This is a genomic window from Yoonia maricola, from assembly GCF_002797915.1.
GTDB classification, from domain to species: domain Bacteria; phylum Pseudomonadota; class Alphaproteobacteria; order Rhodobacterales; family Rhodobacteraceae; genus Yoonia; species Yoonia maricola.
In genome coordinates, this window is sequence record NZ_PGTY01000001.1 from 671,698 (window position 1) to 684,957 (window position 13,260).

The 13,260-nt window shown below is 52.7% G+C and carries 10 protein-coding genes; 2 read left to right on the plus strand and 8 right to left on the minus strand.

What is annotated here, in order from left to right; all coding sequences use genetic code 11:
- Positions 1-132 precede the first annotated feature (132 nt).
- On the plus strand, positions 133-2,052 hold the full coding sequence (locus BC777_RS03380; protein ID WP_100366735.1) for a hypothetical protein: 1,920 nt from the start codon (positions 133-135) through the stop codon (positions 2,050-2,052).
- Between the two features lie 392 nt (positions 2,053-2,444).
- Here the strand turns inward: BC777_RS03380 and BC777_RS03385 are convergent, their stop codons facing one another.
- From BC777_RS03385 to BC777_RS03410, 6 genes are all read right to left on the minus strand, one after another.
- Positions 2,445-3,209 (minus strand): LuxR family transcriptional regulator, encoded by a 765-nt coding sequence (locus tag BC777_RS03385; RefSeq protein ID WP_100366736.1) that lies wholly within the window; start codon positions 3,207-3,209, stop codon positions 2,445-2,447.
- Complete coding sequence (gene aroQ / locus BC777_RS03390; RefSeq protein WP_100366737.1) at positions 3,206-3,652, minus strand: type II 3-dehydroquinate dehydratase; 447 nt, start codon at positions 3,650-3,652, stop codon at positions 3,206-3,208. The genes BC777_RS03385 and aroQ overlap by 4 nt, the downstream gene beginning before the upstream one ends.
- Before the next feature lie 50 nt (positions 3,653-3,702).
- On the minus strand, positions 3,703-4,674 hold the full coding sequence (locus BC777_RS03395; protein WP_133122506.1) for a hypothetical protein: 972 nt from the start codon (positions 4,672-4,674) through the stop codon (positions 3,703-3,705).
- Positions 4,667-5,671 carry a glycosyltransferase family 2 protein gene (locus tag BC777_RS03400; protein WP_100366739.1) on the minus strand — a complete coding sequence of 335 codons (1,005 nt, stop codon included), beginning with the start codon at positions 5,669-5,671 and terminating at the stop codon, positions 4,667-4,669. Before BC777_RS03400 ends, BC777_RS03395 begins: the two co-directional genes overlap by 8 nt.
- Positions 5,668-6,588, minus strand: a complete 921-nt coding sequence (locus BC777_RS03405) for a hypothetical protein (RefSeq protein WP_100366740.1) — start codon at positions 6,586-6,588, stop codon at positions 5,668-5,670. The genes BC777_RS03400 and BC777_RS03405 overlap by 4 nt, the downstream gene beginning before the upstream one ends.
- A 349-nt stretch (positions 6,589-6,937) precedes the next feature.
- The gene (locus BC777_RS03410) at positions 6,938-8,218 is read right to left on the minus strand and encodes a hypothetical protein (protein WP_133122507.1); all 1,281 of its coding nucleotides are present in this window, start codon (positions 8,216-8,218) and stop codon (positions 6,938-6,940) included.
- Between the two features lie 415 nt (positions 8,219-8,633).
- Here BC777_RS03410 and BC777_RS03415 point away from each other — a divergent pair, with 415 nt between their 5' ends.
- The gene (locus BC777_RS03415) at positions 8,634-9,497 is read left to right on the plus strand and encodes a glycosyltransferase family 32 protein (protein WP_100366742.1); all 864 of its coding nucleotides are present in this window, start codon (positions 8,634-8,636) and stop codon (positions 9,495-9,497) included.
- A 422-nt stretch (positions 9,498-9,919) separates the two neighbouring features.
- On the opposite strand, the gene BC777_RS03420 is transcribed toward BC777_RS03415, so the two are convergent.
- Positions 9,920-10,315 carry a cell wall hydrolase gene (locus tag BC777_RS03420; protein WP_375342412.1) on the minus strand — a complete coding sequence of 132 codons (396 nt, stop codon included), beginning with the start codon at positions 10,313-10,315 and terminating at the stop codon, positions 9,920-9,922.
- Between the two features lie 437 nt (positions 10,316-10,752).
- Positions 10,753-13,188 carry a GcvT family protein gene (locus BC777_RS03425; protein ID WP_100366743.1) on the minus strand — a complete coding sequence of 812 codons (2,436 nt, stop codon included), beginning with the start codon at positions 13,186-13,188 and terminating at the stop codon, positions 10,753-10,755.
- Between the last annotated feature and the right edge of the window lie 72 nt (positions 13,189-13,260).

The window sequence follows — 13,260 nt, forward strand, 5'->3', positions numbered from 1 at the left end:
TGCACACAAACAGCCCGTCGGCACAGCCTGCGGGCTGTTTCTTTTTCAGCATTAAACTGTTTCGAATATTTTGGTTAACGGGCGCGTCGTAATAGTAAATGAATGGTATGAGTATTCAACCAGAGGATTACTATGACACTCCAGCAATCCACCATATTTGACACCAACGACGAATTTTCATGGGAAAGTATTCAAACCACAGTTGACACCGATACCGGGCTGGTCGTGTCAACGCGCACTCTTTTCGACATTGGCAATGAGGTAATCGCCACATTCGAAAATGGCATTCTTGTGCGTGACATCAATCTAGGCACCATTGAAACCGTAGGTTTCACAAATCGTTTCACCGAATATGATATGAGTGGCCAACCCACCTCTATCGGTACGGTTTACGCCGACGATCTACGAGTGACGGAAAGCTTTGAAAATGGCATCCGCACGCAGACCCTTTTGCAAGATGGGTTCTTCGGCGATGGCGCAAAGCCGTGGGCAGAAATTACACTCACCCATGATGCGGAAGGTAACATCGCCACGCGGACGACCAAGTTGGACAACGGTCTCATTTCGCTTGATATCTTCCTGCAAGGGGTGAGCGAAACACGCTATGATTATTCCCAAACCAAGAATTGGGATTTTATTGACACCACATTCGACGGCAACGGCGCACGCATTTCAGAGAATGTCGTTTACGACAACGGCGTGGTGCAAATGACTGACTTTTCGGATGGTGTCCGCATCTCATCCGAGCGCGATGACATAGCTGACGTCTTCAGCTGGGAGACCATCACCACTTTATTTGACTTTGGTGGCGCGATCTCCGAGCGCGAGACCATTTTCGACGATGGGGTGACCAAATTCGAAGAGTTTGACAACGGCATCCGCACATCGATGACGCAGTTTGATAACGTCGGCTTTGATGGTGTGCCCGCGCCGGATGGGGGCGCGAAAACGTGGCAGGAGATTTACACCAGCTATGATGAAAACGGCGAGATCGACACCCGCGAGACCATTTTCGACGATGGGGTGACCAAATTCGAAGAGTTTGACAACGGCGTCCGCGCATCGACGACGCAGTTTGATAACGTCGGCTTCGACGGTGTGCCTGCGCCGGATGGGGGCGCGAAAACGTGGCAGGAGATTTACACCAGCTACGATGAAAACGGCGAGATCGACACCCGCGAGACTGTTTTCGACAATGGGGTGACCAAATTCGAAGAGTTTGACAACGGCGTCCGCGCATCGACGACGCAGTTTGATAACGTCGGCTTCGACGGTGTGCCTGCGCCGGATGGGGGCGCGAAAACGTGGCAGGAGATTTACACCAGCTACGATGAAAACGGCGAGATCGACACCCGCGAGACTGTTTTCGACAATGGGGTGACCAAATTCGAAGAGTTTGACAACGGCGTCCGCGCATCGACGACGCAGTTTGATAACGTCGGCTTCGACGGTGTGCCTGCGCCGGATGGGGGCGCGAAAACGTGGCAGGAGATTTACACCAGCTACGATGAAAACGGCGAGATCGACATTCGCGAGACTGTTTTCGACAATGGCTTGCACAAGCTTGAGGTCTTCGATGCGGGTCAAAAATACTTTATGGCTCAGGCTGATGTAGATGACATCAAGTCATGGGACGAAATTTTGACCGAGTACGATCAGAATGGCCAAATAACCCAACGGACAACAACCTTTGACGACGGCGGCGAAAAGTTTGAGGAGTTCGATGCGGGACAACGGGTGTCAACGATCCAGCAAGATACGTTCAACTTCAAGAATTGGGACACTCAGCAAACCGTTTATGATGACAATGGGAACGTCAGCTTCAAAGGTATCGAATTCGATGACAGCGGTGCGACCTTTGAGATCTTCGATGCCGGTGTTCTTACGGCCTTTTTGGAATTTGATAGTGAAGGCTTGCATGATCCAAATAGCGAAAACTGGGCTGCGCGCTTAACAGAATACGGTGCGGATGGACCGGTCACCACGTCTTATGATAACCCGCTCGACCTCTCTCCGGAATATTTTGAATATTTACTGTTCGATTTTGCGTAAACAGAACTTTATCGGAAAAATAAGAAAACGGCCCGCAATATACACACGCGCGGGCCGTTTTCCCTTTTCAGGGGAGAAAAGAGCAACATCAGTCAAACACACAACTAACATCACACGATGATCTGCTGGTCCAATTTCGGGACGAGGAGCCAGCTTCGTATCGCTTGTGTTGACGTGACAAAAAACTGCCACGCCAACACCCGGTTTCCCGGAATAAGGTTACAGAGCCTTGTAATTACAAGGAATATCACCCCACGTTCCCAGGCCTAAGGCCACCACTCACGGAACATGGGTAAGGTCTCATTTAACGCGGAGATATGAAAGTATGGGAAACCTGACCATTTGGACAAACATTAGAAAATTTGACGCCAAGTCACACGCAACATGATTACTCAGACAGCATTCTGATCCACGACAAACATCTGGTTATAGAAGGCCGCCTTCAGCACGGCTTGCGCAGTGGTTTCAACGTCAAGCGCTTCTCGGGCCAGACGCAAGTGCTTTTCTACCGTTGCAGGCGTCAGGCCCAAGAGCAGGGCGATGTCTTGCGTTGTCTTCCCATCGCCGACCCACTGCAGAACCTCGCGCTGGCGCTTGGTCAGGCTACGGTCGCCAGAATAGGGCAGGGTCAGCAGCTTGAGGTGCATGACGTTATTCATCACGATGATTTCGTCACCATGCTTGGCCCAAGTCTGCTCTACCGCATCTTGCGTAAGATCGGCTTTGGCCGTCAAGGCGATAGCCCCTTTTGTCCGCTCTGATATTGAGCGGAAGCTGATTGTGTACCCCGCCGTTACACCCATTGATTTGTTGAATTCCATGACGCGCAATTCGCTTTGCGTCAGGTTTTCAACACGGTTCATATCCATCATCCAGCGCCAGCTACAAGCACCGTCATTGGCCAATGCCCAACGGATCATCGGAGCATGATAATAAAGGCCTTCATCGAAAAAAACCTTCATGTATTCAGGGTTCTGCGTCGATAAAAGCACCCAATCCTGCGGATCACCCAGACCTGTTGAGGTGCGGTAACGCGTAAACCCATACATCAGCCGATCAAAGCCGTAGGTTTCCATCTGGCGGGTGTGGATATCCCATAGATCTTCAACCGTACTCGCATTCGTCAGTTGCTCAAGATGCGCCACAAGAGAGGTCATGCAGCCTCTCCGATATAAGACAGCAGGGCATCCATCGCCAATGGATATCCTGCAGCACCAAAGCCGCAAATCTGGCCGACGGCAACCGGCGCGATATAGGATTTTTGCCGGAACGCCTCGCGTGCGTGGATATTCGATAGATGCAGTTCAATCACTGGCACCATAATGCTGGAAATCGCGTCCATCAACGCCACGGATGTATGGGTATAGGCGCCGGCATTCAGGACAATCCCGGCATGTATGCCACGCGCATCGTGCAACATATCGACAAGTTCACCTTCGTGATTGCTTTGTGCAAACGTCAGATCGATCCCCAGATCGGTGGCCTTTGCCTGACAAAGTGCCTCAATATCAGCAAGGGTCGTTGGGCCATAAACCTCGGGCTGGCGTGTGCCAAGCAGGTTCAGATTGGGGCCATTCAGGATCAGGATGGAACAAGTCATGGCACGTCTCTAGCAGCTTTAAACAATTGGTCAAAATGGATTTTATCTCGTCACGGCAGTGTGTTTGCGCCATGCAACATAGCCGGATCAAGAAGGGTAACCGCCTTGTTCGTGCCAAGCCTTTCGATGTCATCGACATATAGCCTGTCCAGATGCGCACGTTCCCATGGCATCCACGGATCAAACCGCCCATTCTGAGCGTTGCGTGGATAGCGGTTTTGAATGTCCTGACGCTGCGCCACCAGACTGGGCAGCCCTTCGGTCACCGCGAGCAGTTCTAGCTCAGCCATAGCGCGGGCCGACGCGGATTGCCTTTTGCTATTGCCGCGCGGCGCATCGAATGTTTGCACGTCAACCGTGTGACCAATCAGTCGTTGTAGCAGGGCGGGTGCCATCGTTTCATCGGCCACAAAATCCTCAAACCGCCAGACATAAATCTGCGCATCCGGAAAATGCCGCGACACCACGTTGATCACACCGTTCCAGCCGGGCATATGATTGAAAAGACGCGTACGCATGATTTGTGTGGTGGTGATCTGCGAACTATCTTCCTGAAGTGAGCGGAAATATTCGACATATGCCGCGGCGAAGAAATCGGCGTAGTTGCGTACGGAAAGATATATTTCACGCACAGGGTAGGGGGTTGATTTCGCGAAGGACGCCATGAAGGCGCCACGATACCTATAAAGCTGTCCTGTCTTCACGCAGTTCCCACAATGCCCGGCAAGGTTTTCATCGGAAAGAACAAGCCGTTGTGGCTTATCCCGGAGAACCGGCTGAAAGAACGCGCTTGTCATTTTTTGCAGCTCGGCGTCACTGATCACTGTTTTGCGTTTGACACCAATAGCTTGATAGGCATTCTGTTGGCACGGCACCGTGAATTTCTTGCGCAAGTCCCGGTGGGGCACATAATATACGCCGCCCTTTTTCAGTCTTCCTTTGTTGCGCTGTAAGGACTTTTGCAAAAAGGTCGAGGCCGTCTTGTGAAAGCCACCATGCAAAACTGTATAGGGTTCAGTCATCAGTGCGGTTTTCGCGCCATGCCGCACCATGATCAATACCCGCGATCTGCGCGCGGAATTCCGGCCAACCTTCGCGCGCTTTCAGCTCTTTGATCTTGGCGATATGCCAATCACATGCAGCGGCATGAAGCTGTGCCAGAACAGGATCGGCGATCAACCTGTCGTATTCAGCCCGTGCGGCAGGCAGCCGGGCAAGGATTGTATCATCATATGCGTGGTTCGTGTTCATCGATTGCCAGTAATCAATGCCTTGATCTGCGTTGATATGGTTTGTGCGCCCGCGGTCACGCTTGACCAGAAAACTGTCGATTGAGCGTACAGCATAGTGATGCAACCGCGCATATTGATGCGAGAATCCACGATGGGCAGACCATTTCGATCGCAGGTATCGCGCCGGCATCTGCTGACCGCCGGCATCAACCCAGCGCAGGTCTTTGGGGTCATCGGCCACAAGAGGGCGATGGATTTTAAGGCGCACAAATTTATCGTTGTTGCGCATCATTGTCTTCATGCCTGACGCGCGCTGATTGGGATAGCTGTCTTCGGGAGCCGCCCATAGGAATTGCTCGGTCACAAAGCCCGGTTCAAACCCTTCGATCTGCCCATGTCCGAACAGCTTCCAGCAAAAGGATATCGCATCCACATCGCCGACGGCTGCCATCAGATCATCAATATGGCCGTCACCCACTCTGATCATCAGAAACTCATCGACATCCGCGCACATCAGCCAATCGGCCTCTTGCGTTTTGTCATGCCACTGCGTACGGCGCAGCGCCTTGCGTTGTGGGCTTTGACCGGGTTTCAGCCGGTTGACCACATGGGTGGCGACGCCCAGTTCCTCAAGGCGGATGATGATCTTGTCGGTTCCATCATCGCAGTCGTTTGTGAAGACGGTAAAGTCAGTGAAGCCAATCGACCGATGATAAGCAATCCATTCCAGAATGAACGGGCCTTCGTTCTTCATCGTGGTCACAATTGTATAAATCTGATCAGTCATTCTGGGTCTCTGCCTTCGGCAGTCCGCGCACGTTTGAGCTGGCGAAAGTTTTTCATCGCCCGGTGGGCCATGTCTTCACGTCCTTTTTGTGTATAGTAATCTGCCAAAGCCCCCGCGTACCAGCGCAATTCGCGGCGCCTGCGGTAGTGATGATAAAACATATCCGGCGTAACTTCATCCAGCAAACCCGCCGTCATAATCGGTTTGAGTGCATCAATCTTGCGTAGGAACACCGCGGATTTATGGCTCGAAAACCAGCATTTGTAGCCCGTCACGTTGGGCCCGACGATCCGTTCGAAATGGCGACGGTCCGGCGTGAAATAGGGGTCGTAGAACACACTCACTGGGCCAGCCTCTGACAGCGCATCGCGCGCATCACCAAGGGGCAGGGTCCAGTCCTGCCGACGGCCTGTCCAATAGCGCTCTTCCCAAGGGACCAGCGCGGGATCGAGTGTTGATTGTGGATTAAACGCCAGAACATGTGCGCCTGGCACCAAAGAGGCAAAAACAAGTGCTGCGAATGCACCCATGGAAGAGCCTGAAAACACGACACGATCATAGGGCTCAAAGAAACCTTCATCACGCAGCTTTTGCATACGGGAGATCAAATCTGCATCGCGATACCACATCTTGCCGTAAGCCATGACGCCAAGGTGCGAAACAGACAAATCGCGCGCAAATTTATACGCCCAAGGCCCGCGCTCCGGGCTTTTATCCCCGACGTTTGACAGGTTATCAAATGACACAAACAATACCGGGCGCGCGCGTCGCACGAACATCAGCGCATGACGCGACGTCTTTTCAAAGAAGCCTTCGCCAGTCCCACCCGGCGACAGTTCAGCAAACCAAAGCGGCTCTGCGATGCTCGGCGGGACCTCGTCATCGGGCGTGTCCAGTTCAGCGTCATCGTCGTTCATTGTTGTGGTCATTCTCCCTAGGCCGCCCCCGTGATGGCTTGATTGACGTGATCATTCAAGTGTGTCGTAACGATATCGGGACTTGGGGCAGGGGCCTGACGCATGCTAAGCGCTTGCAGAATTTGAACTGGCATACCAGCCTTTGGCCATCGATCGCGCATTCGGCATACAACTGATCAAGATAAGACCGTTGGTGTCCGGCAAGACCTCCGCTGTCATGCTGGGGCGTGGATCAAGGCGGCACGCAGCGATATGCAAGTCGATAGCATGAGGTCATAGATGTCAGGGGCTTTTGTTTTTCAGGTCAGTTATCATAAACGCTAGGGAGCGCGGGCCTTGAATCGGGCCCCTAAGATAAGAACCAGTTTGGGTCTTCAGCTCTATTTTCCTTCAACCGCATGGTCACATTTTTACGTGTATACTTCATCGCACAAAGTTCCGGCGCCCGAGCAGATATGATCGCTTCTGTGTAGCGAAGCTCGGCGCGGCGATCGGGCGGTAAAGATATTATCCGCGTAATGAATTTTCGGTCGCAATAGGCGTGAAGATAGAAGTTGTGGGTAAATGAGTAGAAATGGTTTCCTTGCCCGTGGGAAATGAATTGCTCGACAAACTGCAAATCATAGGCGCGCTCTGCGGCCGTGCCAGAGAATGCCGAGTACCAGTTTTCATAGGCCTCTGTAAGTTTCATGCGATCCGACGGAGGCAGTGCATTCAGCGTCTCGCTGTCGGTCAGCATCATTAAGCGTAAACCAGACTGTACGCGAAGAGGTTTGCCATTTTTGTACCGGGCGATCTCACGACGCCACGGCATTGCACGCATCAGCCCGCCCACGTTCCCGCGCACAACGACGCCGCCTTCTGGTACTGCATTGAGAGTACTTAGGCGGACCGATGGGATGGGTGTCTCAATGTCTCCCTCGGCATTTGCAATGCGGCCAGCATTACTAAGCATCGTAAGCCGGGATTCGTCATCGATGGCAACATCCGGATTTCTTGTTGGATCATAGACGGCCATCGGCTGTCCCATGATACTTGCTAACCTGCCAGCGATCCGCGTGTCCTTTCGGCTCATCATATTTTCAGCATGTGAGTACAGCGACAGTTGGCTTACAATCGGTTTGGCGCACGCCAACAAAACGCGGCTATCCAGACCACCCGTGATTGGCAATTTGGTATCTGGAAAGTGATTGGAAAGGCTCGCCATGATCTGTGCCAGTCTCTCTGCAATCTCATCAAGCGCGCGGGCTTCATCGGCGGGTTTGATATCGATGATATCCTGCGCACCGTCCCAGAACCGATGCTGTGCCAACGTGTCCATATCCAGATAGTGGTTTGGGAGCACTCGTTTGACATATTTGTCGGCCGTATGCCCAAACGCAAACCGGGCTTTAGATGCCATTGCAAGCTTAGTTAGCGGGTAATCATCGTTGATGATTGTGTCGCGTGTTAAAACAAGGTTCAAGGTCGCGGCAATGCTCTTGTCTTTGAGATCATAAACCGCCCCAAGACTGGCAGCAGCATCGACATAGAGGCGCGTAAACTTTGGTGTCGTGATTAGAAATATAAACCGACCCGCACATGCATTCAGGTAAGAGATGGCGGCATCAGCCGAAACCTGTTTGGTCAAATGCCGCGTTGTAACGACGGCGCCATCGCAATCAACCGCGATCCCAAGCAAGGCGATGCGCGTATCGCTTTCTTGCGTGTCACTAACTGCGCACGGCAAACCAGCTGCCGTCGCTAATGCCCATTTGCCAAAGTTGTGATGGCTGAACCCGGGCAGGGGCCTACAAGGTTGCCTTTCAATCCGGAACTGTTGTGAAAAGACATCTGCAAAGTTCAGATCATATGCCGCACAAAGGCGCTCTGCCGTCGTCAGTGTTTGTTTTTGCATTGTGCCTCATGGTATCGCTGTATTCGACAAGCTGGTTTGTTCTTTAGCCCAGCAAACCTAAGACGACCATAGCACAAGCTACTGCCATCTGCTTGACAAGCAGTAGCAGCTAAAACACAAAGCGCAGCAACCAGCCGCAGGTCTATGCATGTCAAAGCTTCCAACAATTGGTGCACTCTGGATCGGTGGATCTTTGACCTGGCTTGAACAATTGTGCCTGAAATCCTTTGTCGAACACGGCCATGAAGTGCTGTTGTTCACCTATGGCGAAGTCAAAAACGTACCCGATGGCGTTAAAGTCCGCGACGGTCGTGAAATTGTTGCCACTGACGACTTTGTCTTGCACAGCCGGTCGCAAAGCGTTGCACTTTTTTCCGACCTGTTCCGGTTTCATATGATCAAGACCATCCCCGAGATCATCTACATCGACACGGATGTTTTTTGCCTCAAACCGCTCGATTTTGAAGATCCCTATATTTTTGGCTACGAGAAGTATCGAAACGCCAAGGCGTGGCGCATCAACGGTGCGATCCTACGCTTGCCGCCCACGTCATTGATCCTGCACGAAATGCTTGATTTCATGACCGATGAGTACCCACAGCCTGCGTGGATCTCGGGCCGTTTTCAGGCAGAGATGAAAGCACGCGCTGCAGCCGGCGACCCAATGCATGTGGGTGAGCTGCCTTGGGGCATCTGGGGGCCCATTGGGATCACGGCATTTGCGCGCGCGACAGGCGAGTATACACACGCCAAAAGCCTTGACGTTCTGTATCCTGTGCCATTCAAAGAACGACGCGTCCTGTTTAAGCGGCCAATGAAGACACTGCAGTATTTGACGGCGGACAGCCACACGATCCACATGTGGGCGCCAATCAAGAAACTCTCAGCCGCACGTCATGATGGCTTGTGTCCGCCTGGTAGCTATATTGGGCGCCAATTGATCAAATATGGCATAGATCAAGAAAAAGCACGAGTTCCCAAGACCTTCAGGCGCGAAGTTTCACTCGATTAAGTAAGGTGATGTCAGTTTTGACTTTAAAATATATTACATAATACTGATTATGCGACTAAATGTTGTAGCTGCAAAAGTTAGAATGTCTCACATCTGCAAAGTAGAAGTGTCATACTTCTCTGTTGATCAAGCAGCAATGGAGTATCGTCATGGGGATCGGAGCAACAACGGACGTCGCAAACGCCGTTGAGATTGCGATTGCTTGGCTTTGGTCTCCTTGGCGCTCACCTTCATCGCGAGGCGAGCGAAAAAGATCGAAAAGCCCAAGACCCTCCTGTCCTGCGACGTAAGTTTGAGGCGGCGGGTCTTGATCCTGCTTGGGCGTTTCGGCGTTAATCTCCTACCCGCCTGAGCCACTTGTTGTGATGGCAGTTGTCGATCGCTTCAGCCGTTGGGCTTCGCGCACAACACCGTTATGGTATTCATACGCCATAGCCTGTGATGCCTTCAACCTGAGGCAACGGGTTTGGCGAGGTCACATTCTCAGGTCGCCGCTTCTCATAAAAAGCGTTCCCACCAGTCGTCAGGACATAGTGGATATTGTTGAAATTGGCGTCATACCATGCGGCGTGAAAAAATCTTGCGCCCCCGATGTTCGGGTGCAACTCGCCAGCCAGTACGGCACGCGCTGATGCCTCGGCCAGTGTTTGCCCCTGCCCGTCGAAGGATTTGCTTATCACGCCCGGTGCAAACTGGTTCTTCTGACTGACGACAGCGCATACTGTGTTCGGGAAATCGTCAGACTGCACACGGTTCATCACAACACTTCCGACCGCGATCATTCCATCCCGACTAGAGCGGTTAGATTCAAAATACATCGCTCGCGCCATGCAATTGATATCAGATGCAGATGCGGGCGCCCTGCCCGTTTGTGATTGGCGCGCGCAGCCGGTTAGGCAACAAATAGTCGCCAAAGCCAATATCAATAATTTGGTGGACATCATTTCCTTCAACTACTGTAATCTACAAGATGCGCGAATGCCGCGGTCATAGCAGATCCCGTGGGGCTACAATACGTCAAACTGTAGGACGACCCCGCCCCATACCCACTCTTCGGGCCATGCGTCAGGTTATATTCTCTCGGCTTAGCAGGCATTCACCACCTGCCCGCGATGCCGCGGTTGGAGCCCGCTTTCCGTACATTCGCCGCAAGCGCACAACTGGAACGTACATGCATTCATAAATCGCAGGAAACAGTGTGGTTTCACAACAAGCGTACGGATGCCTGCTTTTTGGTGGTGGTTGAGGCTGTTCGTTAGCTTTGCATCCGTTCGAAGGTTGCATCGTATGGGGATGGATCAATAACCATTGCCGTGACGGCTTCGCCGCACAGGTCGAGTTGCAGTGTTGAACCAGTGCCGGCGAAATCGGCATCGACAAACGCATAAGCGAGATTCATCGCAACACGGTGGCCATATTCGCCGGATGTAATTGTTCCGACGACTTTGTCGCCTTGCATGAGCGACGCACCTGGATGTGCCGGTGCATGAACCGCATCAATCTTCAGTGTCACCAAATTACGCTTTGGCCCTTCGGCTTGACGCTGGAGTAGCGCGGCCTTGCCGATGAAGTCATCTTTCTCAGTCTTCACAAATCTAGAAAGACCGGTCTCGAACGGGTCGAATTCTGTAATAAGATCCGCTTTCCAGTGCAAGAACCCCTTTTCCATGCGCATCGAGTCCACAGCCCGCGCACCAAAGAGCTTCAACCCATGTGCCTTACCCGCCTCTCTCAATGCCGAATAGACTGCACAAAGCGAGGCATTCGGGACATGAATTTCATAAGCCAATTCACCTGAAAAGCTGATACCCATGACGATGGCTGGTGCGAAACCGATGGTGCATTCCCGGACAGACAACCACGGAAACGATTTGGCCGACCAATCTCCGCGTGCGCAATCAGAAAGGACCGCCCGGGACTTTGGCCCTGCCAAGACCAGGATCGTCTGTTCGTTGGTCAGACTGCGCAGTTGTACGTCTTCATCCGGGTTCAGATGTGAGGTCAGCCAATCCATGTCGTGATATTCTGACGCCGCAGCAGATCCATACCACACCCGCGCTGGCCCGCGGTCAGAGGCGGGGAGATTGGCAACCGTGGCCTCGCCTTTGACGCAGCCCCTTTCGTTCAGCAGATACCCCAGCCCGACGCGCCCATCACGTTTCGTGACCGTCCCGCACATCATGCGATCCAAAAACGCGTGGCGTTCCGTCCCAGTGATTTCAATCCGATTAAACCCGTTGACCTCGGTCAACCCGACATTCGTTGCGACATTGGCAACATCAGCTGCAACAAGATCGAAAGTTTCATCAAAGTTGAAACTAAGTGAGGGATGGAAATCAGGGGAAGGCTTGATGTAGTCAATACGTTCCCACCCATTCACCACTGTAAATTCAGCGCCCTCTGCAGCTAAAATCGGGGTGAGCGGTGTTGTCTTTGCATTGCGTCCGGCGGGGCGATGTTCGTGCGGGAAATGGAAGCGGAATTCGTTTTGATAGTCTTCTATCGCCTTGAGCGCTGTTAACTCAACAGTCGCATGCCCTGTGAACCGTCGCGGATCAATGACCCAGGTGTCATAGCAGGCTTCGCCATGCACGATTTGCTGCGCCAGCAACCATCCATGGCCGCCCCCTTCGCCCAGCCCTGCGCGCAGTCCAATGATGCAAAAGGCGTTGCGTTTGCCTGGTATCGGGCCAACCAAGGGCGCCCCGTCGATCGTGTAGGTAATCGGACCATTCACAATGCGCTTTATGCCAACCTCTGCTAGTGCGGGCATCCGCGCAAATGCGCCTTCAAGCACATCCATGACACGATCTAGATCGTCGGGGCAAAGGTCATTGGAAAAGTTCGGGCTGATCCCGTCCATACCCCATGTCCGACAGTCCTGTTCATAGAACCCGACAAGAAGACCACCTTTTTCCTGACGGCTATAATAGTCGGAAATCGGGCATCGCAGCAGCGGCATCCGATGTCCCGCCTCCGCGATGGCCGGGATATCTTCAGTGACGAAATATTGGTGCTCCATCGACGCAACGGGGTGCTGGACGCCCATCATCGCGCCGATCTCGTTCACACGGTATCCGCCTGCGTTTACAACGATATCACAATCAATATCGCCGTTTTCGGTATGGACAGTCCATGTGTCATCCTTGCGTTGTGTCAGCCCCGTGACGCCAGTTTTGCGGTAGACTTCTGCCCCCATTTTACGGGCGTGAAAGGCCAGCGCCTGACAGAGTTGGGCGGGATCGACATCACCGTCCTGTCCATCCCACAGTCCGCCTAGCAAGTTGTCCGTAGAAATCAACGGATGGCGACGCGCGCATTCTGCCGCGTCTATGACTTCGTATTCGACCCCCATACCCCGCGCCATGGACGCGAAATGGCGATAACCCTGCATTTGCTCTTCGGTGTTCGCTAAGCGTATTCCGCCGTCGCCATGATGATACCCGATGGGGTATTCCGGATCGTCCCGCAATTTCTTGTAAAGTTCAATGGAGTGAGACTTAAGACCAACCATTGTTTGGGTCATGCCAAAGTTCGTCACCTGCGCCGCCGAATGCCATGTGGTCCCCGAGGTCAGCTCATCACGTTCCACCAAAACAACATCGGACCACCCTTCTTGCGTGAGATGATAGAGGGTCGAACAGCCGGCGATCCCGCCGCCGATGACGACAACTTTGGTTCTGGATTTCATAGCATGCGCTCCGATTTATGATCAAATTTACAGTGTCAAAGGTGCCCTCCTTTGAAAAATTGTTTTTATTGA

Bases quoted from the DNA above. Each gene is read 5' to 3' on its own strand.
- BC777_RS03380 (WP_100366735.1), top strand. From the start codon at position 133: ATGACACTCCAGCAATCCACCATATTTGACACCAACGACGAATTTTCA.
- BC777_RS03385 (WP_100366736.1), bottom strand. From the start codon at position 3,209: ATGACCTCTCTTGTGGCGCATCTTGAGCAACTGACGAATGCGAGTACG.
- aroQ (WP_100366737.1), bottom strand. From the start codon at position 3,652: ATGACTTGTTCCATCCTGATCCTGAATGGCCCCAATCTGAACCTGCTT.
- BC777_RS03395 (WP_133122506.1), bottom strand. From the start codon at position 4,674: ATGACTGAACCCTATACAGTTTTGCATGGTGGCTTTCACAAGACGGCC.
- BC777_RS03400 (WP_100366739.1), bottom strand. From the start codon at position 5,671: ATGACTGATCAGATTTATACAATTGTGACCACGATGAAGAACGAAGGC.
- BC777_RS03405 (WP_100366740.1), bottom strand. From the start codon at position 6,588: ATGAACGACGATGACGCTGAACTGGACACGCCCGATGACGAGGTCCCG.
- BC777_RS03415 (WP_100366742.1), top strand. From the start codon at position 8,634: ATGTCAAAGCTTCCAACAATTGGTGCACTCTGGATCGGTGGATCTTTG.
- BC777_RS03420 (WP_375342412.1), bottom strand. From the start codon at position 10,315: ATGTATTTTGAATCTAACCGCTCTAGTCGGGATGGAATGATCGCGGTC.
- BC777_RS03425 (WP_100366743.1), bottom strand. From the start codon at position 13,188: ATGAAATCCAGAACCAAAGTTGTCGTCATCGGCGGCGGGATCGCCGGC.